This window comes from Achromobacter sp. UBA2119 (genome assembly GCF_002331005.1).
In the GTDB taxonomy this organism is placed as follows: domain Bacteria; phylum Pseudomonadota; class Gammaproteobacteria; order Burkholderiales; family Burkholderiaceae_B; genus Achromobacter; species Achromobacter animicus.
This window is the reverse complement of record NZ_DCYD01000017.1, coordinates 114,420-132,761: the sequence shown is the minus strand read 5'-3', so window position 1 is coordinate 132,761 and position 18,342 is coordinate 114,420. Positions and strand designations below refer to the sequence as shown.

20 protein-coding genes are annotated in these 18,342 nt (G+C 67.7%); 5 read left to right on the top strand and 15 right to left on the bottom strand.

Annotated elements, in window-relative coordinates; translation table 11 throughout:
* Positions 1 to 54: 54 nt before the first annotated feature.
* From B3098_RS19695 to queE, 9 genes are all read right to left on the bottom strand, one after another.
* Entirely contained in the window at positions 55 to 1,779 is a 1,725-nt protein-coding gene (locus B3098_RS19695) for a thiamine pyrophosphate-binding protein (RefSeq protein WP_286898582.1), read from the bottom strand.
* A 13-nt stretch (positions 1,780 to 1,792) separates the two neighbouring features.
* A complete protein-coding gene (locus B3098_RS19690; protein ID WP_286898580.1) occupies positions 1,793 to 2,626 on the bottom strand; it encodes a hypothetical protein in 834 nt (277 codons plus the stop codon).
* 157 nt (positions 2,627 to 2,783) lie between these two features.
* On the bottom strand, positions 2,784 to 4,205 hold the full coding sequence (locus B3098_RS19685; RefSeq protein WP_286898578.1) for an efflux transporter outer membrane subunit: 1,422 nt from the start codon (positions 4,203 to 4,205) through the stop codon (positions 2,784 to 2,786).
* Positions 4,206 to 4,271: 66 nt separating this feature from the next.
* Entirely contained in the window at positions 4,272 to 5,186 is a 915-nt protein-coding gene (locus B3098_RS19680; RefSeq protein WP_175136677.1) for an HlyD family secretion protein, read from the bottom strand.
* Between the two features lie 2 nt (positions 5,187 to 5,188).
* On the bottom strand, positions 5,189 to 5,401 hold the full coding sequence (locus tag B3098_RS19675) for a DUF1656 domain-containing protein (protein WP_175121775.1): 213 nt from the start codon (positions 5,399 to 5,401) through the stop codon (positions 5,189 to 5,191).
* Positions 5,398 to 7,449: an FUSC family protein gene (locus B3098_RS19670; RefSeq protein ID WP_286898576.1), complete on the bottom strand. Its 2,052-nt coding sequence runs from the start codon at positions 7,447 to 7,449 to the stop codon at positions 5,398 to 5,400. The genes B3098_RS19675 and B3098_RS19670 overlap by 4 nt, the downstream gene beginning before the upstream one ends.
* Entirely contained in the window at positions 7,446 to 7,919 is a 474-nt protein-coding gene (locus B3098_RS19665; protein WP_175121773.1) for a MarR family winged helix-turn-helix transcriptional regulator, read from the bottom strand. Before B3098_RS19665 ends, B3098_RS19670 begins: the two co-directional genes overlap by 4 nt.
* A 152-nt stretch (positions 7,920 to 8,071) precedes the next feature.
* Positions 8,072 to 8,515: a 6-carboxytetrahydropterin synthase QueD gene (gene queD, locus B3098_RS19660; RefSeq protein ID WP_056560642.1), complete on the bottom strand. Its 444-nt coding sequence runs from the start codon at positions 8,513 to 8,515 to the stop codon at positions 8,072 to 8,074.
* A gap of 28 nt (positions 8,516 to 8,543) precedes the next feature.
* Positions 8,544 to 9,176, bottom strand: a complete 633-nt coding sequence (queE, locus tag B3098_RS19655) for a 7-carboxy-7-deazaguanine synthase (RefSeq protein ID WP_286898573.1) — start codon at positions 9,174 to 9,176, stop codon at positions 8,544 to 8,546.
* 201 nt (positions 9,177 to 9,377) lie between these two features.
* Between queE and arfB the strand changes: the two genes are divergently transcribed.
* From arfB to B3098_RS19635, 4 genes are all read left to right on the top strand, one after another.
* On the top strand, positions 9,378 to 9,794 hold the full coding sequence (gene arfB, locus B3098_RS19650) for an alternative ribosome rescue aminoacyl-tRNA hydrolase ArfB (RefSeq protein ID WP_175121770.1): 417 nt from the start codon (positions 9,378 to 9,380) through the stop codon (positions 9,792 to 9,794).
* 8 nt (positions 9,795 to 9,802) lie between these two features.
* Entirely contained in the window at positions 9,803 to 10,525 is a 723-nt protein-coding gene (locus B3098_RS19645; protein WP_286898572.1) for a DUF2238 domain-containing protein, read from the top strand.
* Between the two features lie 69 nt (positions 10,526 to 10,594).
* Positions 10,595 to 10,942 carry an ArsR/SmtB family transcription factor gene (locus B3098_RS19640; RefSeq protein ID WP_056560656.1) on the top strand — a complete coding sequence of 116 codons (348 nt, stop codon included), beginning with the start codon at positions 10,595 to 10,597 and terminating at the stop codon, positions 10,940 to 10,942.
* Positions 10,943 to 10,993: 51 nt separating this feature from the next.
* On the top strand, positions 10,994 to 12,049 hold the full coding sequence (locus B3098_RS19635) for an alkene reductase (protein WP_286898571.1): 1,056 nt from the start codon (positions 10,994 to 10,996) through the stop codon (positions 12,047 to 12,049).
* Positions 12,050 to 12,061: 12 nt separating this feature from the next.
* Here B3098_RS19635 and B3098_RS19630 read toward each other — a convergent pair whose 3' ends face one another.
* On the bottom strand, positions 12,062 to 12,898 hold the full coding sequence (locus B3098_RS19630) for a CPBP family intramembrane glutamic endopeptidase (protein ID WP_286898570.1): 837 nt from the start codon (positions 12,896 to 12,898) through the stop codon (positions 12,062 to 12,064).
* 267 nt (positions 12,899 to 13,165) lie between these two features.
* On the opposite strand from B3098_RS19630, the gene B3098_RS19625 reads away from it, so the two are divergent.
* The gene (locus tag B3098_RS19625; protein WP_056560668.1) at positions 13,166 to 13,540 is read left to right on the top strand and encodes an MAPEG family protein; all 375 of its coding nucleotides are present in this window, start codon (positions 13,166 to 13,168) and stop codon (positions 13,538 to 13,540) included.
* Positions 13,541 to 13,601: 61 nt separating this feature from the next.
* Here the strand turns inward: B3098_RS19625 and B3098_RS19620 are convergent, their stop codons facing one another.
* The 5 genes from B3098_RS19620 to B3098_RS19600 all read right to left on the bottom strand — a co-directional run bounded on the left by B3098_RS19620 (position 13,602) and on the right by B3098_RS19600 (position 18,296).
* On the bottom strand, positions 13,602 to 14,036 hold the full coding sequence (locus B3098_RS19620) for a carboxypeptidase-like regulatory domain-containing protein (RefSeq protein WP_286898569.1): 435 nt from the start codon (positions 14,034 to 14,036) through the stop codon (positions 13,602 to 13,604).
* A 142-nt stretch (positions 14,037 to 14,178) separates the two neighbouring features.
* Positions 14,179 to 14,964 carry an NRDE family protein gene (locus B3098_RS19615; RefSeq protein WP_286898567.1) on the bottom strand — a complete coding sequence of 262 codons (786 nt, stop codon included), beginning with the start codon at positions 14,962 to 14,964 and terminating at the stop codon, positions 14,179 to 14,181.
* A gap of 3 nt (positions 14,965 to 14,967) precedes the next feature.
* Positions 14,968 to 16,992: an FUSC family protein gene (locus tag B3098_RS19610; protein ID WP_286898566.1), complete on the bottom strand. Its 2,025-nt coding sequence runs from the start codon at positions 16,990 to 16,992 to the stop codon at positions 14,968 to 14,970.
* 23 nt (positions 16,993 to 17,015) lie between these two features.
* Positions 17,016 to 17,498, bottom strand: coding sequence for a YbaK/prolyl-tRNA synthetase associated domain-containing protein (locus B3098_RS19605; protein ID WP_286898564.1), 483 nt, complete (start codon positions 17,496 to 17,498; stop codon positions 17,016 to 17,018).
* A 66-nt stretch (positions 17,499 to 17,564) separates the two neighbouring features.
* Entirely contained in the window at positions 17,565 to 18,296 is a 732-nt protein-coding gene (locus B3098_RS19600; RefSeq protein ID WP_191579583.1) for a response regulator transcription factor, read from the bottom strand.
* Between the last annotated feature and the right edge of the window lie 46 nt (positions 18,297 to 18,342).

The window sequence follows — 18,342 nt, the reverse complement described above, 5'->3', positions numbered from 1 at the left end:
GTTGTCTCCTTGCTTGATTTTGTTGTGTCTTGAACCGGGCGTTGCGCGCCGCCGTCAGGCGATGCGGTCGCCCGGCTTGATCTTGGCGGCCCGGCTGTCCACGCCCGGCAGCATGTGCGCGGGGTCGCGCGTGACCACCACGTCCAGGATGGTGGGACGGTCCTTGCAGGCATATGCCTCTGCCAGCGCGGCCGGCAGCTCTGCGGGGTCTTCCACGCGGATGCCATGGCAGCCCAGCGCGCGCGCCACATTGGCGTAATTGGTGTCGACCAGGTCCGAAGACTGGTAGCTGCCCGCGCCGTACATCAGGTGCTGCAGCGCCTTGATGTACCCCGAGGCCGCGTTGTTGACCACCACGAGCGTAAAGGCCAGCTTCATGCGCACTGCGGTTTCCAGTTCGCCGAGCGACATGTTGCAGCCGCCGTCACCCGTCAGGCTGACCACCTGGCGTCCTGGCGCCGCTGCGGCCGCGCCGATCGCGCCGGGGATGCCGTAGCCAATGGAGGCAAAGCCGCGATCCGGCACGAAGCCGCGGCCTGCGCGCTTGGTGTCGAACAGCAGGCCGCCCCAGTGGGCCGCGAAGCCGCCGTCCGCGACCAGGATGCCGTCATCCGGCAGCGAGGCGTTGATCTCGTGCAGCAGCCGCGCCATGCCGACGGGCCGGTCGGCCGACGTCAGCTTGGCGTTCACGGATTCGCGCCACGCGTGCATGGCCTGGCCGACCTCGTCCACGTAGTCCTGGCGCGCGTGCGCGCCGTGGGCGGCCAGGCGCGCGTCCAGGTCTTCCAGCGTGGCGCGCACGTCGCCCCACAGCCGCAGGGCGGGCGTGGTGGTGCGGTCGAATTCCTCGGCCACGATGTCCAGATGGATGATCGGCGCGCCGGCGGCCAGCAGGTCGTAGCGGCGCGTCGCCACTTCGCCCAGCTTGCAGCCGACGACGAACAGGCAGTCGGACTTGGCGATCAGGTCGTTGGCAATACGGCTGTAGCGGCCGAACAGGCCCGCGTTCAGCGGATCGTTGCAGGCGATCGCGCCTTTGCCGCTCATGGTGTGGGCGACGGGGATGCCGAACTTGCGCGCGAAGGCCTGGACGGTCTCGGCCGCATCGCTGATGTGTACGCCGCCGCCGCACAGCATCAGCGGGCGGGCGGCGCCGGCCAGCATGCTGGCAGCTTGCGCCACGTCCTCGGCCGATGGCCGGCAGCGCAGGGCGGGCGAGCGCCGGTAGTTGGGGCTGGAGTAAAAGTCATCGGCGTCAAAGGCATGGACCGCGTGCGCGATGTCTTCAGGCACGTCCAGCACCACGGGGCCGGGACGTCCGCTGGTCGCCACGGCAAACGCGCGCCGCACCAGTTCGGGAATGCGCTCGACCATCTCCACGCGCAGCACGTCCTTCACGACCGGCCGCAGCACTTCGAGTTGCCGGGCTTCCTGCGTCATGTTCTTCCACGCGTGCATCCGGTGCGCGTCGCCGACCAGCGCCACCAGCGCCGTGCCGGCGTTGAATGCTTCGGCCAGGCCGGTCACCAGATTGGTCGCGCCCGGACCCAGCGTCGCGTCGCACACGCCGGGACGGCCGCTGACCTTGGTGTAGGCATCGGCCGCAAATACTGCGCAGCGCTCGTCGTTGATCAGGTTGTGATTCAGCTTCAGGCGGCGCGCCGCGTCATAGAACGGCAGCAGTTGAAAGCCGCCCATGCCGAACATCAGACCGACGTCGTGCGCCGCGAACATGCGGGCGATGGCTTCGCCGCCGGTGATTTCCAGTTTTTCGGACATGCGCGTGATGCTCCTAGTAAGGGTCGCGCCCGCTCAGCAGGGCGTCGATGAAGGTTTTGAGCGGCGTGCCGACGCGGCAGCCCAGGTTTCGGGCGCGGGCGTTGGCAGAGGAAATGGTCCCTTCCTCGTAGCAGGAACGGGCGTCGCCGATGCGGGCGGTTTGCGCGGACACGGTCAAGGCGGCAATGCCGCGTTGGTCAAGCAAAGGCAGGCGCCCGATGCCGGCGCTGTCCTTGCCGATGCCCGCGTCGTTGAACGTGACGAGGCGGGGGGACGCGCGGACACCGTCCGATTGCAGGCCCGCCAGCCGCTCCCCGTGCGAGGCCGTGATGGCAATGAGACCGTCGTCGCGGGAGTCGACCAGCGACACGGAGTCGGCGCCGATCACCAGCGGAGCGCCGTCCGTGCCTGTCTTGAATACAGTGCGGGATTCCTTGACGTCGGCGAGCGGCCGGGCATTCAGCGACGCACGCGCCAGCCGCGAGGCGGCCTCGGCCACTGGCATACCCGCTTTGCAGCCCAGGTCTTGCGCCAGCGCGTTCACGAAGCTGATGACGCCGTGCCGCGCCATGTCCGCGCCATCGCCGATGCGGCAGCTTTGATAGCTTGCGGTGGCGGCGGGCACGCCCCACCGTTGCAGGTCGTCCAGGCCTGCAATGCCGGCACGCATCCAGCCCACGCCGGCGTCGTTCAGGACGACGGCCAGCACGCCACCGCGCGCCGCGCAGTAGGCGGCATAGCTGCCGCCATGCGACCCGGCGATCACCACGCGCCCGGCATCCTGCGGCGTGAGCTTGGTGATGCTGTCCAGCACGCGCGCGTCGCCGGCGCTTGCGGAATGTTCCATATTATGAATTGTCCCCGTCCTAGAGCATCGTGTCCGGTGTGACCGGACCGATGCTCTCGAATCGTCTGATGTAGTTATTGGCTTGGGACGATTCTAGGAGTGCGAGTTCGGGGAGATCAATGTCATCCCCATAATATGGAAATCAATTTTTGGGCGGCTACTTCTCCCAGCCACCGCCCAATGCCAGGAACAACGCGATCTGGTCGCTGCTCAAATCCGCCTGCGATGCGGCGAGCGCGCTTTCATTGCTGGCCAGCGTGCGCTCGGCGTCCAGCACGGTCAGGTAATCCGTCTTGCCGTACTGGAACAGGCGGCGCGCCTGCAAGGCCGCTTCGGCGCTTTGATCGCGGGCAGCGCGCAGGGCAGTGTCGCGGTCCAGCTGGCGGGCATAGACGACCAGCGCGCTTTCGGTTTCGCGCAAGGCGTTCAGCACGGCCGCGTCGAAACGGGCGGCCGCGGCCTTGGTGTTGGCTTCGGCTTCGGCGATGCGGGCCTGCGCGGCGCCGGTGTTGGGAACGGTCCACGAGATCAGCGGGCCTACGCTCCAGCTGAACGTGCCGCGATCGCCGAACATGGCGGCCGGGCCGCCCGACGCGGCGGACAGGCCCAGCGTGATCTTCGGGTACAGATCGGCCGTGGCCACGCCGATGCGGGCGGTGGAGGCGGCCAGCGTCCGTTCGGCCTGACGGATGTCGGGTCGGCGGCGCAGCAGCTCGGCGCCGTCGCCGACGGGGATGGTTTCGGTCAGCTTGGGGGCGGTGGCGCATTGCAGCAGGGCTTGCGGAATCTGGCCCGGCGTTTGGCCGGTCAATGCAGCCAGACGGTAAAGCGCGGTGCGCTGCTGAGACTGGAACGGCGGCAGGTTGGCCTGCAATTGTTCGAGCTGGCTGCGCGCCCGCGTGACGTCCAACGCGGTGCCGCGGCCGGCGCGCTGCAAACGGCTGACGGCGTCGACCGATTCCTTCTGCACCTGCACGGAATGTTGTGCGGAGGCAAGCTGCATGCCCGCCGCGCACATGTTCGCGTAGGCGCGCGCGGTCTCTGCGGCGACGGTGACGCGGGTGGCGTCGTAGGCGGCTTGGGCGGCCTGCGCGTCGTCGGTGGAGGCTTCCACGGCGCGGCGGATCTGGCCGAAAAGGTCCAACTGATACGACACGCTGGCGCCGGTGGAATACGACCAGCGATTAGGTGGATCAATGCCGGGCTGAAGTTCCTGCAAGCCGGAAACGTGGCCGAACGAGGGCGAGGCATTGACGCCGATCGTGGGCTGTTGCTGGGCTTTCGTTTCCTGCACGGCAGCCTGGGCGCGTTCCAGATTGGCGCTGGCCACGCGCAGGTCGGTGTTGGCGGCCAGGGCCTTTTCGACCAGACCGTCCAGCACGGGGTCGTTGTACAGGCGCCACCAGTGGCCGGGGACTTCCTCTTGCCGATACACGCCGGCCTGCGCCTCCACAAGGGAGGATTGCGCGCTCGGCCGCTGGGAGACGGCCTCCGGCGGCACCTTGTAGTCGGGGCCCACGGAGGCGCATCCGGCCAGCGCGAGGGCCAGCGTCAGCGGAAGGAGGAGTCTGGTTTTCATGGCAGGTACGGCTTGGCGTCGATAAGAAATTGCGGAGTTTCCGGAGAAAAGTGGTTCTGTGTCCCGTCAGGACGCGTGGGGCGCGGCGGCGGCGGTCTGGGCCGGGCGGTCGTCCACCGACACCGTGGCGGTCTGGCCGGCGACGAGGCGTACGCCTTCGGGCACCTCGTCGATCTTCACGCGCACCGGGATGCGCTGCGCAAGACGGACCCAGTTGAAGGTCGGGTTCACGTTGGGCAGCAGATTGGCGCCGGTGCTGCGGTCGCGGTCCGCGATGCCCAGAGCGATGCTTTCGACATGGCCGCGGATGTGGCGCGGTTCGCCCATCAGCGTCACAGTGACGGGGTCGCCTTCGTGGATGCCGGGCAGCTTGGTTTCTTCAAAGTAGCCTTCGACGTAGAACGAACCGGCGTCCACCAGCGCCATCACGCCGTGGCCGGCGGTGGCGTAGGAACCGGCGCGCAGGTCCAGGTTGGTGATGCGGCCGTCGCTGGCGGCCACGACGCGGCTGCGTTCCAGATTCAGACGCGCGGTGTTCAGTTGCACCTGCGCCTGCGCGAGCGCGGCTTCGGTCTGCTGCACCTTGGTCTGGCTTTGTTCCACCGCTTCGGCCGCGACAAGCTGGCCCAGCGAGCGGTTGCGCTTGGCGTCGCGCAGCGCCTGGTCGTGCGCGACCTGCTGCGAACGGACCGAGGCCTGCGCCTGGTCGAACGCGAGCTGGAAGCGGGCGCGATCGATTTCGAACAGCAGGTCGCCGGCCTTCACGTCCTGGTTGTCGTGCACGGGCACGCTGGTCACCAGGCCGGAGACGTCGGGCGCCACCTGCACCACATAGGCCTTGACGCGGCCATCGCGCGTCCAGGGCTCGACTTCATAGTGATCCCAAAGCTGCCAGCCGGCGTAAGCGGCGGCGGCGACGACGACGGCCGTCACTGCGAACTTGCCGATAGCAGCAGGGCGAAGGGCATTGGGGAGTTTCATACCTATCTCTGAAGAAAATAAGGGGAAATGAGGGAGACGCCGTACAGCAGCACTACGAACAGCGCCAGGTCAAACAGCGCGGGGTGCCACACCAGGCGATACAGCCCGGCGCGCGCCAGCACGCGGCGCACGCCCCAGGCGACGGCCAGGGTGACGACGCCCAGCACGAGCAGCCAGGGGAAATAAATGCCGTAGAGATTGAATTCGCCAATCATGATGCTTGGCCCTCCAGGGTCGGATGGGCGGGTTGATAGTCGGGCGCGTCGGGAAAGAAGGCGCGGCGGATGCCGACCAGCGCCACCACGGCGCGGTCGCGCGCATGGGGGCCTTGCGGGGTGGCGGCCACACTGCTCAGCGCGCGGTCGATCTGCGCCAGGAATTCCGGCGTCTTGTCCTGCATGCGGCCGGACGAACGGATCTTGAAGAACTGCGCCAGGCTGTTCAGCACCGGCTGGATCGTGGGCTCGGCCATCGGCAGTTGGCGGCGGGCCCGCTGCAGCTCGGTGATGTCGCGGCCCACGCGCAGGTCCTTCAGCGCGTCGGCGGCCACCAGATCATCGGGCCGCTTGGCCAGCGCCAGGCGCGGCTGCAACAGGCCGATGCGGTCGAGCATGCGAGCGGTGTACGTTTGACGCGACGGCGCGCGAGGCGAGCTGGCCAGCGTCGCCAATTCTTTCCAGTTGGCGGCCTGGATGCGGCGCGCGCTCCAGTCGACGCTGACGGTGCGGAAGATGGCGGCGATGATCGCGGCCGTGGCCACGCCCATGCACTGCGCGACCTGCGTGTCGATGAACGACACGACATCGGCGGTGTTCGTGTCCTGCAGCGCCATGGTGCCCAGGAACCCGAACAGCATGGCCATGGCCTTGCCAGTGCTGGCCGGGCGGGCAATGAACACGCCCAGCACGAAGGCGGTCGGCAGCATGGACAGCGCCAGCATCTCGAACGAATGGATGGCCGGCATGATGCCCAGCAAATACAGCGCCGACAGCGGAATGGAATACACCGTGTAGGTCAGGAACTGCATGATGCCGGGCACGGGATTGTCCTGCGACGCAAAGAAGCAGCTGAAGATCGCGGCCATCAGCGCGGCGGTGGCGCCGTTGCTCCAGGCCGTGCCGATCCAGAAGAGGCAGCAGACCGAAATCGCCAGCGCCGCGGCCAGCGCCGACAGCAGCGCCATGCCGTGGTCGCGGTGCAGCGCCGAGTTCGGATCGCGTGTCGTGCGCGGGGCGCGAACCGGCGCGCCCTGCAGCCCGGCGCGGATGTCGCGGCGCAGCGCCAGGCATTCGTCATAGGTGTCGATCAGCTCGCGCAGGCGCGCCATCAGGCTGGCCAGCAGCGCGTCGCGCCACGTGGAGCGGCTGTCGATGCCAGGCGTCAGCCGCGTCACGGCCGCGCGCAACTGGACGGCCGTTTCGTGCGAGGCCTGCGGGCCGGCGTTGATCCATTCCGAGATATCAGACAGCAGCGACTGCACGGGTTCGGGCAGCGTCTGGCCATTGGCCTGCAAGGCGCGCATGCGGTCTTCGACGGCGGACACGGCCGGCGTCAGTGCCGCGATCTGGTCCTGCATGGCGCGCACGGCGCCCGCGGTCCAGCGCAGATTGCTGGTGTCGAAGGGAACGTGGGTGGATAAGAGGCGCAATTGCGTGATGTCGTTGGCCAGCTCGCGGCGGTCCTTGTCGCGCTGTTCGGCCGTCTTGCCGCTGAGCGTGTCGTGCATCCAGTTGCGCGCATCGCGCACGGCTTTGTCCAATTGCAGCGTCAGCGCGGGCGCGAGGCCGCGCGGCAGCACGATGCTGTGGATCAGCGTGGCGCACACGATGCCCAGGCTGATTTCCTCGACACGTGCCAGCGCCGTGTCGAACACAAGGGAAGGGTCGGTGACGCTGGGAAAGCCGATCATCGCGGCGGTGTAGCCAGCCAGCATGAACAGATAGGACCGCGGTGTGCGGTCCAGCACCGACATGTACAGGCAGGCGCCCACCCACAGCACCATCGCGCCGGTCATGACGACGGGCGAGTTGGACAGCCGCGGCACCATGTACACGGTGGCCGCCGACCCGAAGAAGGTGCCGACCAGACGGTACAGCGCCTTGGAACGCACCGCGCCGGACCAGGGCTGCGCCACGACGTAGGCGGTGGTCATGGCCCAGAACGGACGCGGCAAACCAATGCTGTAAGCCAGATAGAGCGCCATGATGGCGCTCAGGTAGCTCTTGAGCGAGAAGATGGTTTCGCGGACGTTGGGCAGTTTCATGGCCGGGCGTCCTCTTGCGCACCGGCGCCGCTGCGGCCCAGCGATACCTTCATGGCGTCGAACACGCGCAGGCAGGCTTGCAGATCGGATTCGCTGACGTCGTGAAAGATGCGGCGGCGCAGTTCAACCAGCACATCTTCGACCTGCGCGCGCAGCGCGTGGCCGGCTTCGGTCAGGTGCAGGGTGCGTGCGCGGCGATCGTGCGGGTCTTCGCGCCGTTCCATCAGGCCGGCGGCCACCAGTTGATCCAGCACGCGCACAAGGGAAGGGCCTTCCACACCCAAAGCTTCGGCCAGCGCGCCTTGGCGAACTCCGTCGCCAAGACGGCCGGCCAGAATGACGGGCCATGCAGTCGCTTGGGAAAGACCATAGTCGGCGAGCGCTTTATCGGCGGCGCCGCGGTAGGCGCGCGACAGCACCATCAGGTTGGCGGTGGTGGCCATGAGCTGGGAGTCGGATGGAGTAAGCATGAATTCGATTGTATCCTATCGATTAGCTTACTAATGATTGAAAATGGCGACTATCGCGATAGATTCTTTCAATTGGGAAGATGGCGGTGCGGTTTTCCGTGGGTGGAAAACTGAAGGCGGGCCCGAAGCCCGCCTTCATGCGCTATCGGGGATCAACCGTTGCAGTCGGCCCAGCAGTTCGGCGTTTCGTACAGACGCACGCGCGTCAGGCGCAGTTCGGCGCCGTAGTGGCCGTGGTATTGCGGCGCCAGCGTCTCGAAGACGATGGTGGCCAGGTTTTCAGCGGTGGGAATCCGGTCCAGCACGACGGTCTTGTGGCCGGGCAGGGTATCCAGAAAGCCGCGCACAGCGTCGTCGCCTTCGTAGACCAGGAACGCATGGTCCCAGACGTCCACGATATGCGTCTTGGCGATGTGCTTGATCTCGGAAAAGTCCATGACCATGCCGTTGTCGGACTCGCCGGGCGCCTGCACGATGTCGCCCGTCAGCGTGATTTCCAGCACATAGCGGTGGCCGTGCAGATTGCGGCACTGGCTACGGTGGTCGGGGATGCGGTGGCCGGCGTCGAACTCGAGCCTGCGGGTCACGGAAATCATCGCGTGCTCCGCAAGGCGTGGGGGTAAATCATGGAATGCCTATGTATTTGTGGGTTTGCAGGCTGAGCCGCCATTGCGGATGCTGCATGCAGTATTGAACGGCCTGCTCGGTGTTGGCTGCGCGCGCCGGTCCGTCCATGGGTTGCAGGAAAAAATGCTCGAAATCCAGATGTGCGAAGGCGTCGGGCAGGGCGTTGAGCTGCGGATAGACCAGCTTGAGCTCATTGCCGCGTTCGATCACGACCGGGGCCGTACCCTTGGGGCTGACGCAGATCCAGTCGATGCCGGCGGGCGGTTTGATCGTGCCGTTGGTTTCGATGGCGACGGTAAAGCTGCGGGCGTGAATGGCGTCGAGCAGCGGCGCGTCCAGTTGCAGCAGCGGCTCGCCGCCCGTAAAGACCACGTAGCGGTTGCCGGTGTCGGGGCCCCAGGCTGCGGCAATGGCGTCGGCCAACAATTCGGCCGTGGCGAACTTGCCGCCGCCGTCGCCGTCGGTGCCGATGAAGTCGGTGTCGCAGAAGGTGCAGGCGGCGCTGGCACGGTCGCTTTCGCGGCCGGTCCACAGATTACAGCCCGCAAACCGGCAGAATACCGCCGCGCGGCCTGCGTGGGCGCCTTCGCCTTGCAGGGTCTTGAAGATTTCTTTGGCGGAGTAAGTCATAGGAGATGCGGGCGGCAGGGCGCCACGGAATTCGAGCAAAAGCGCACTATTTTACTTGGCGCGGCCGATATCCGCCGAAAGACCCTGCAAGACGGGTCCGCCGCCGGGCGGCGCATGGCCGCTCTGTGGCGCCAAACCGCGGATCCAGCGGTTTCAACCGCCGGGTGCAGGAAGACGGCCGGCCCTGTAGACTTCCCGCCTATGTTTCACGTCCAAGATTCGCTTTTCATCGACGAGCGCGACCTGACCTTCACCATGATTCGCGCCCAGGGCGCGGGCGGGCAGAACGTCAACAAGGTGTCCAGCGCCGTCCACCTGCGCTTCGATGTGCGCGCTTCCCGCCTGCCGCCCGAGGTGCAGGATGCGTTGTGCGCCGTCAACGACCACCGCATCTCGAAAGAGGGCGTGATCGTCATCAAATCGCAATCCTTCCGCAGCCAGGAAAAGAACCGTGCCGAGGCCATCGAACGGCTGGTGGGCATGGTGCGATCAGCCATCCAGGTCGACAAGCCGCGCCGCCCCACCAAGCCGACGCGCTCGTCGCAACGCCGCCGCGTGCAGCGCAAGGTGCTGCATGGCGAGGTCAAGCGGCTGCGCGGCCGGGTGCAGGGCGACTAGGACGCACCATGGCCGACGCGCGCCGCCGCTATCTGGTCACGCTGGCCGGCGTGTTCGCCGTCATCTGGGTGGCGCTGGCCATCAATCCGCATGACCGCTCGGCCTGGGCGCTGGAGAACGCGCTGGTGCTGGGACTGGGCGCCGTGCTGTTTGCCACGCGGCGGGCGTTCGTGTTTTCGCGGGTGTCATACACGCTGATCTTTCTGTTCCTGTGCTTGCACACAGTGGGCGCGCACTACACGTATTCGCTCGTGCCGTACGACGACTGGTGGCGCGCCTTGACCGGCCGCACCCTGAACAGCGTGCTCGGGTGGGAACGCAACAATTTCGACCGTGTCGTGCATTTTTCGTATGGGCTGCTGCTGGCCTATCCGATCCGCGAGATCTTCCTGCGGGTGGCCGAGGTGCGCGGCTTTTGGGCGTACTTCCTGCCGATGGACGTGACGCTGTCGACCTCGGCGCTCTACGAACTGATCGAGTGGGGCGCCGCGGAGTTCTTTGGCGGTGACCTGGGAGCGGCCTACCTGGGCACGCAGGGCGATATCTGGGACGCGCAGAAGGACATGGCGCTGGCGGCGCTGGGCGCGGTGATTGCCATGGCCATCACCGCGCTGGTCAATTGGAAGGCTCAGCGCGACCTCGCCCGTGACTGGGCCGATAGCCTGAAGCCGGAGAGCCGCCGGCCGGATCGCCGGGCGCAGGATCGCGCGACCGGCGTCCGAAATCCTTGATTGCAACAGGGGCATGACGACATATCGGATAAACCCGATATATGATTCGATAAATTGCGATATACCAATATGACCGCAACTTCCTCACCCTCCGACCAGAACGCCGCGCAACCCGCGATCGACGCCGACGCCATCCTCAAGGCGCTGGCCAATCCGGTTCGCCGCGACATCCTGGCCTGGCTGAAGACGCCGCACGCGTATTTCGAGGAGCGCCCGGGCCACACCTTCGAACACGGGGTGTGCGCGGGCCACATCGATGATCGCTGCGGCCTGTCCCAGTCGACGGTTTCGTCGCATCTGGCCGTGTTGCAGCGCGCCGGCCTGATTTCGGCGACCAAGGTGGGGCAGTGGGTCTTTTTCCGTCGCAATGAACCCGTGATTGCCGCATTTCTGCGGCAATTGAATCTGGATATGTAGCCCGTCTGCCATACCCGCAAGCGCCCCATTGCCGGGACGAAAGGATTTTGCATGAACCCCCTGTTTGAACCGCTGAAAGTCGGCGACCTGACCCTGCGCAACCGCGTCGTGATGGCGCCGCTGACGCGCCAACGCGCCAGCGCCGGCCGCGTGCCGAACGACCTGATGGTCGAGTATTACACCCAGCGTTCGGGCGCCGGCCTGATCCTGACGGAAGCCACGGCGGTCACGCCGCAGGGCGTGGGCTATGCCGACACGCCTGGGCTCTGGTCGCCGGAGCAGGTCAAGGGGTGGCGCAAGGTGGTTGACGCCGTGCACGGCAAGGGCAGCCTGATCGTCGCGCAGCTCTGGCACGTGGGCCGCATTTCCGACCCGATGTTCCTGGACGGCGAACTGCCGGTCGCGCCCAGCGCCATCGCCGCCAAGGGTCACGTCAGCCACGTGCGCCCCAAGCGTGAATACGTGACGCCGCGCGCGCTGGAAACCGAAGAGATCCCCGGCGTGGTCGACGCCTACCGCCACGGCGCGAAGATGGCGAAGGAAGCGGGTTTTGACGGCGTCGAGGTGCATGCCGCCAATGGCTACCTGCTGGACCAGTTCCTGCAGGACAGCACCAACCACCGCACGGACCAATACGGCGGTTCCATCGAAAACCGCGCGCGGCTGCTGCTGGAAGTGGTCGACGCCTGCGTGGCGGTGTGGGGCGCGGGCCGCGTCGGCGTGCATCTGTCGCCCCGCGCCGATGCCCACGACATGGGTGATTCGGATCTGCCGGGTCTGTTCGGCTACGTGGCGCGTGAATTGGGCAAGCGCGGCATCGCCTTCATTTGCGCCCGCGAACACGAAGCGCCCGACAGCCTGGCGCCGATGATCAAGGCCGAGTTCGGCGGCGTTTATATCGGCAACGAAGGCTACACGCGCGACACCGCCGAGGCCGCCATCGCGGCCGGCAAGGTCGACGCCGTGGCGTTTGGCGTGCCGTACATCGCCACGCCCGACTTGGCCGAGCGCCTGGCGCGCAAGGCTCCGCTGAATACGCCGAATCCGGCCACCTTCTACGCCTCGGGTCCTGAAGGGTATACGGACTATCCGGCGCTAACGGCCTGAAGCGGCGGCCTTTCAGAACGCGGCGCGCATCGGATAGGTGAACAATCCGAAGTGCGCCGCGTTCAAGCCCAAATGCGCCAGCACGGCGGCGCCCAAACCGCCGTAACGATAGGCCGCGCCATACGCCGTACCCGCCAGGCCAGCCAGCAGCATCCACTGCCAACCGCCCGCGTAATGGGCCAATCCGAACAGCACGGCCGCCACGGCCACCGCCGCCCACGCGCCCCATGCGCGATGGCGCCACCACTTCGCCAGGCGTTGCTGCACATAACCTCGGAACAGCGCCTCTTCCGCCAGCGTCACCAGCAAGGCGTTGTTGATCAGCCAGATCCAGCCTGAGGCCGGCCACTTCGGCGCCCATGCCACCACGCCCAGCGCCAGCGCCAATCCCAGGCAGGCCGCCACCGCGGCTGCGCAGGCGAGGATCGCCGCCTGCATGGTCAGACGCGCATGGGCCGCGGCCATGGGCGGCGCCAGCACCAGCACCACCCAGAAGCCCACGAGCGGTTTGTCCAGGTTCAGGTACATGCTGAAAGGAACTGCGTCCGGACTGAGCGGCGCGGGATCAATCACGCGCAGGTTGTGAAAGCCGGGCAGCAGATGTGCAAAGAGCAGCGCGGCCAGGATCACAAAGAGTCCGTGCCCGGCTATGCGCGCGGCCGGTCCCGCGTGGGATCGCACCAGCGCCGCGGCAATCAGCAGCAACGCGGGCCATGCGAGCGCAACGAGGTCGACCGATCCGTCGGCCAATGCCCAGGCCCATGTCACCGCCAACGGGGCAAGCGCCCAGCGGCGCGTGCCGGGCGGCCATAGCAAGGCGGCGGCCAGGAACAGGGCAAACCAGGGCATGACAGGCGGCATCGACGGGCGGGCGGCAATCGCAAAGGACCGAGTGTAAGCGCGGTCTTCGCCAACCTTGGCGCTTTCGACGCCGGCGAGTTTGATGCGGCCAACGCCAACGCCAACTTGAGCTCCAACGCCGGCGGCGCCACTCGTGCCGCCCGAGTCCCCCCCTGCGCCTTTGCCTTCCCCCGCTTTTCAGGCGACCATGCGGCAGCGGCGGCACACGCCCCGCGCGTCCGGCGGACACAAAAGCCGCCAGCAATGGAGTCAGGAATGAAGACAATCGCGTGGTTGATGTTGGCGGCGGCGCTGCTGCCGTTCGTGTCCACGATCATCGCCAAGGCAGGCGGCAAGAAATTCGACAACAACGACCCGCGGGCCTGGCTGGCCCGGCAGGAGGGGTGGCGCGCGCGGGCCAACGCCGCGCAGGTCAACACCTTCGAGGCGCTGCCGTTCTTCTACGCCGCCGTGCTGTTTGCGCTGTATAACCAGGCGTCCCCCGCGCACGTCGCGACGCTGATGGCGTGCTGGCTGGGCACGCGGCTGGGTTATCTGGCGATGTACCTGGCGAACTGGGGCGCGCTGCGCTCGCTGGTCTGGACGGCGGGCGTGGGCTTTGTCATTGCGATCCTGTTCGCGGGCGTCTGACGCGTCCGGCGCCTTTGAACAGGATAGGGGGCGCGGCCGTATCAGCCGCGCCTCAGTGCCATCACTTCCACTCGAACATGGCGCGCACGGTGCCCGAGCCTTGCACGGTGACCTCGCGCTCCTGTGCCTTGCCATCAAACGTGGCCGAGATGCGGTAGTTGCCCGCCGGCAGCTTCACCAGCATGTAGGGACCCTGCGCGGTCGTCTGCAACACGGCCTTGCCCTGCGCATCCCGGATCGCGACGGTCACGTCGGCGACGTAATCGGCCTTGCCGCCGCGTTGTGCAGCAAAGGTCAATGCCAGCGGATAACTGCTGGACGCGGCTTTCATGGATTCGGATTCGTCGATGCCGATGCCGCCGCTGACATATTCGATAGCGCCCTGGTGCTGAACGGGCGGCATGGCCGCTTGGGCGGTGGACAGGACACCCGCTAAAGCAATGGTGCCCAGGGTCATGGCGGCGGCGATCGTGCAGCGTTCAAAACGTTTGTTCATGGAGTTCTCCTGCAGAAAAACCGGCGTGGCAGCGCGTTGTGGGTGCCTTCGCCGGTAGCTTGCAACCATTCGACGTGCGCGCGCAAGGCGAGTTCGCGTCCGTCCGCCTCGGAAATCAACCGTTTGTATCAAGCGCCGCGCATCACACGCCGCCGCCGGCCGCCTGCCAGGAAAACGTCAGGTGGCTGACGCCGCTGACCGAGCCGTCCGGGGCAAACCGCCGTTCCTCCAGTTCGCCGGCGCCATTGCCGTGCAGCGCCATGACGCTGGAACTGCGCGTGCCATATTCCGGGCTGACGATGAACGGGCTGCTCAAGAGGCGTTCGCGCGCCAAAGGCAGGCCGGTGGCCGGCAGGTCGGCGTCGTCCGCCGGGCTGCGGTCGCCAAGCGCGGTAAACAGCGCGGGCAGGTCGGGCTGCGACGGATATTCCAGCACGGCCGAGAACGCCGCCTTCGTGCGCGCCAGTTTGGGCCAGGGCGTGTCCAGCAGATGATTGGACAGGGCGTAGATGCCGGGGTCCAACGCACGCGGCCCGCCGTCGCGATTGCTCAGATACCACGCCTGCCGCGTGTCGCCCACGATCAGATTGAAGCCGTTGTACGCCTGGTCCATGGCGTGCACCGTCTCAAGGTAGGCCTGCGGTGTCATTTCGCCGCGCAGAAAGTCCTCGACCAGCGCGCCGCGCGAAGGGGCGTTGTCCAGATGCCGGCCGGGCTCGCGGAAGTTGGTGACCAAGGCATAGCGCCCCTGAACGGTTGCGCCCATCCAGGTGCCGCCCGCCTGACCATCGCGCCCGGCGTAGATGGCTGGCGCGTCGGGCCATTGCGCTGCGGGAAGGGTGGGGCGCGCATGAAATTCGTCGCGGTTCGCGGCGATCAGCACAGGGATGCCGGGCAGCGTATGCAGAGCCAGTACGGCAAGACACATGATTCAGACCTGATGAAGGGGGGAAGGGGCGGCGGGGCGGCCGGGCGTTGCCGTGAAGTCGGGGCCGGCCAGCGTGACGCGCAGGGATTCGATTTCGGCGGCGACGTCCCGCAGCGCCGGTGATGGCGCCACGATGGGGGCGGCGGGCACGGGCAGGCCTTGTTCGACGGCGGCCGCAATGCTGTCCAGCGCGGCGGCCAATTGGGCGACCTGCGCGGCGGCGGGCGCGTCCTGTCCGGCGGGCAGCGACCAGGCCGTGTCCGAAATCGCGTTGGCCACGCGTTCCAGTGCGACTTCCACCGGCCACCAGGCCAATGCGCGGCGGCTGACCAGCCGGGGTTCGGACAGCCCGCGCTGCAGGGCGATGCGCAGGTCCGACAGGCGCGCGTAGGCGCGGGCGCGCAGGTCATGCCGGTTGCCGGGGTCGGTCCGGAAGACGGTGTTCAGGTAGGCCGCCAGCGTGGACGTGGCGGCGGAAACGGCATGGTCCAGGTTGCTGCGTTCGATGCGGATCCAAGGCAGGTAGCCCACCAGCAGCACGATGGCCGCCGCAACGCCCACATCGATCAGCCGCGCCAGCGCAATGGCCCAGCTTCCCGGCTGCAGCGCCCCGATCAGCAGCATGAGGATCGGCACCAGAATCGCCGAGAACAGCCCGTAGTTGCGCCGTATCGACCACGGCAGCAACGCGGCCAGCGCAGCAACGGTGAGCAGGCTGGCCAGACCACCACGATCCAGCGCAAGCACGGTGGCGCTGATCGCCACGCCGACCACGCTGCCCGCGCAGCTTTGCAGCGCGCGCGCGAACACCGAGCCGAAGTTGGGCTTGAACACCACCACGACGATCAGCGGCACCCAGTAGGACCGCGGCAGCGCGGCCGCCAGGGCGACGGCCTCGGCGGCGACGAGGCACAGGCCCAACCGGACCAGGTAACGCACTGTCGTCGGCCCGGGCCGGTACGTGCGGATCAGCACCCGCCACGGCGTGCGCGCCGGTGCGGGCTGCAGGGTGGCGAAGGCGTCGGCCTCGGTGGCCGGGTTGGCTTCCGTGGCCCCGGCGCCCTGGTTGGCCTGGCTGGCCCGCGCGCCGTGCAGCAGCGGCTGCACCTGTTCCAGCGCCTCGGCCAACTGCGGCATGCCGGCGCGGTGCAGCGCGGCGATGTCGTCGCGGGCGTCCGGTGGCGCATCGTTTTCGACCCGGTCGGCCAGATGGTTCATGACCCGGGCACATTCGTCCGGCAACACGCGGCCGGCGCGCGCCAGCGCCAGCGCGGCGTTGGTGAGCGGCGTGCAGGCCTGCAACTGTGCGGCCAGCCGGGCCAGTCTGGGCGACGGACCCGCCGACCGGCCCCGCGCGGCCAGGACGGTGTCGTAGGCCGTGGCCATGGCGGCTTCCATGTCGCGGCGCGCGGCCATCACCCGCGAGGTGCCGATGGCCGCGAACATGGCGGCCAGCTTGCGGTAGGCCTGCGCCACGGCGGCCCGCTCCGGCGCGATCGGGTTGACGACCCAACCGGACAGCGTCAGCGCCAGCCCGAACAGGCCGCCCACGCCCACCAGCACCGGCGGCAGCCAGGGCGGCAGCGTGGGCGTCAAGCTGGAGCCGACGATGACATACGTGGCAAATTGCAGCGTCGCGACCGCGGCGATGTTGTTGAAGGTGCCGACCAGGCTGGCCGCCAGCACCAGCAGCGTCATGCCGGCGGACGTCCACAGGCCGTGGCCGGACATCAGGTTGCCCAGCAGATAACCGAACGCGCCGCCGAACACCGTGGAAGCGATGGAAAGCGCGCGGTTGCGGTAGGGGCCGCCGTTGTCGCCCGTGATGGCGGGCAGCGCGCCCAGCGCCACCAGCGCGGCCGCCGCACCCTGGTCCAGCGCCATGCCCACCGCGGTCGGCAGGCCGATGGCCAGGGCGGCGCGCAGCATCACCCAGGGGTTGACCGGCGACGGCTCCATGTGCGCCAGGCTCATCAGCCAGCGCATGTTGGAGGCGCGCGCGCCGTGGGTCATCAAAGGGCGGGACAAGGTGGCCTCATGGGCGGCGCCGGTCAGGCCTTGATCAGCGGCGCCTCGTCGGGCGCGGCCAGGCGGAAGTAGTCGTCGGTGTTCAGGAGGATGGACGCGTCCAGGCGTCCGGCGTTGAACACGATTTCGTCGTGGCGCTCTCGCAGGCTGGGATCCACCAGCAGCGTCAGGTCGGGATTGAAGCTGAAGGGCGGGATGGCGCCGATCTCGCAGCCCGTGAGTTCACGTGCCAGGTCCTGCGAGGCCAGCGAGGCCTTCTTGCCGCCCGCCGCCCGCGCGATGGCGTCCAGGTCGGCCTGTTTGTCCGCCGGAAAGACGGCGAGCACGTTCTTGCGCTGGTTGGACGAGATCTTCACGCGGCAGACCAGCGCCTTGGCGCCCTGGCTGACTTCGGTGCCGCGGATGGCGGCGACTTCGACGGACTTGCCGGCGGCAGCGTGTTCGAGCAGGCGGTAGCGCGCCTGATTCTGGGTGAGCAGGGCTTGCAGGCGTTCAAAGACTTCCATGGGACGGATGGGGCAGAGGCGGGCCGGGAGTCGGCCCTGTACGCGGAATCATACGCCCGCGGCGCGTCAGATTTCCCCGGTGAACGCGTAGCCCCAGCCCCAGACGGTGCGAATGGGCAGTTCCACGTCGACGTCCTGCGCCTTGCGCCGCAGGCGGCTGACGACGACGTCCGTGCGGCGCATGGATTCGCGGCCGGAATGCGGGTCGATGCCAGGCGGATCGCCGCGCGGCATGCGCTTGTCCGGCGCGCCGGTCAGCTTGAGCAGGAACTCGCGCTCGGCCTGGGTCAGCGCCAGGCGTCTGCCCTGGGGGCTGACCAGCGTCCAGGCGGCGTCCAGGAATTGCCACTTGCCGGTCGGCTCGGCGGACGCCACGGGCGGCGGCGCGGGCCGGGCATCGGCCTCGGCCGCCCCGCGGCGGCTGGCGGTGGTGGGGACGCGGCGCACCAGCGCCTGCAAGGCGGCGGCGATTTCGCCGGTGACCACCTCGGGCGAAAAGCAGGCGTCGGCGCCGCAGTGCAGGCCGAGAATGCGGTTTTCAGGGGTATCGAAGGCGGAAATGGCAACGATGCCGGCGGTGGTGTCCATGGCGCGCAGACCTGCGACGGCCATGCAGAGATCGGTGAACTCGGCTTGCATCACGAGTAGCGGGGTGCGGCGGGCCTGAAACAGGCGGAACAGTCCGTTGGAGTCTTCGCAAGGGCGCGGCGAGAACCCCATTTCGGCCAGTTCATCGCTACGGCGGACGCGCTGGCCGGCGTCGGGCGCGAAGACGATCAGGTCTAATAGGTCATTCATGAAATCGTTGTAAACATCATGCAGCTTGAGCGCTTGCATGATGACG

Coding starts and splice junctions, on each gene's coding strand:
- B3098_RS19695 (WP_286898582.1), bottom strand. CDS start 1,779: ATGTCCGAAAAACTGGAAATCACCGGCGGCGAAGCCATCGCCCGCATG.
- B3098_RS19690 (WP_286898580.1), bottom strand. CDS start 2,626: ATGGAACATTCCGCAAGCGCCGGCGACGCGCGCGTGCTGGACAGCATC.
- B3098_RS19685 (WP_286898578.1), bottom strand. CDS start 4,205: ATGAAAACCAGACTCCTCCTTCCGCTGACGCTGGCCCTCGCGCTGGCC.
- B3098_RS19680 (WP_175136677.1), bottom strand. CDS start 5,186: ATGAAACTCCCCAATGCCCTTCGCCCTGCTGCTATCGGCAAGTTCGCA.
- B3098_RS19675 (WP_175121775.1), bottom strand. CDS start 5,401: ATGATTGGCGAATTCAATCTCTACGGCATTTATTTCCCCTGGCTGCTC.
- B3098_RS19670 (WP_286898576.1), bottom strand. CDS start 7,449: ATGAAACTGCCCAACGTCCGCGAAACCATCTTCTCGCTCAAGAGCTAC.
- B3098_RS19665 (WP_175121773.1), bottom strand. CDS start 7,919: ATGCTTACTCCATCCGACTCCCAGCTCATGGCCACCACCGCCAACCTG.
- queD (WP_056560642.1), bottom strand. CDS start 8,515: ATGATTTCCGTGACCCGCAGGCTCGAGTTCGACGCCGGCCACCGCATC.
- queE (WP_286898573.1), bottom strand. CDS start 9,176: ATGACTTACTCCGCCAAAGAAATCTTCAAGACCCTGCAAGGCGAAGGC.
- arfB (WP_175121770.1), top strand. CDS start 9,378: ATGTTTCACGTCCAAGATTCGCTTTTCATCGACGAGCGCGACCTGACC.
- B3098_RS19645 (WP_286898572.1), top strand. CDS start 9,803: ATGGCCGACGCGCGCCGCCGCTATCTGGTCACGCTGGCCGGCGTGTTC.
- B3098_RS19640 (WP_056560656.1), top strand. CDS start 10,595: ATGACCGCAACTTCCTCACCCTCCGACCAGAACGCCGCGCAACCCGCG.
- B3098_RS19635 (WP_286898571.1), top strand. CDS start 10,994: ATGAACCCCCTGTTTGAACCGCTGAAAGTCGGCGACCTGACCCTGCGC.
- B3098_RS19630 (WP_286898570.1), bottom strand. CDS start 12,898: ATGCCCTGGTTTGCCCTGTTCCTGGCCGCCGCCTTGCTATGGCCGCCC.
- B3098_RS19625 (WP_056560668.1), top strand. CDS start 13,166: ATGAAGACAATCGCGTGGTTGATGTTGGCGGCGGCGCTGCTGCCGTTC.
- B3098_RS19620 (WP_286898569.1), bottom strand. CDS start 14,036: ATGAACAAACGTTTTGAACGCTGCACGATCGCCGCCGCCATGACCCTG.
- B3098_RS19615 (WP_286898567.1), bottom strand. CDS start 14,964: ATGTGTCTTGCCGTACTGGCTCTGCATACGCTGCCCGGCATCCCTGTG.
- B3098_RS19605 (WP_286898564.1), bottom strand. CDS start 17,498: ATGGAAGTCTTTGAACGCCTGCAAGCCCTGCTCACCCAGAATCAGGCG.
- B3098_RS19600 (WP_191579583.1), bottom strand. CDS start 18,296: ATGAATGACCTATTAGACCTGATCGTCTTCGCGCCCGACGCCGGCCAG.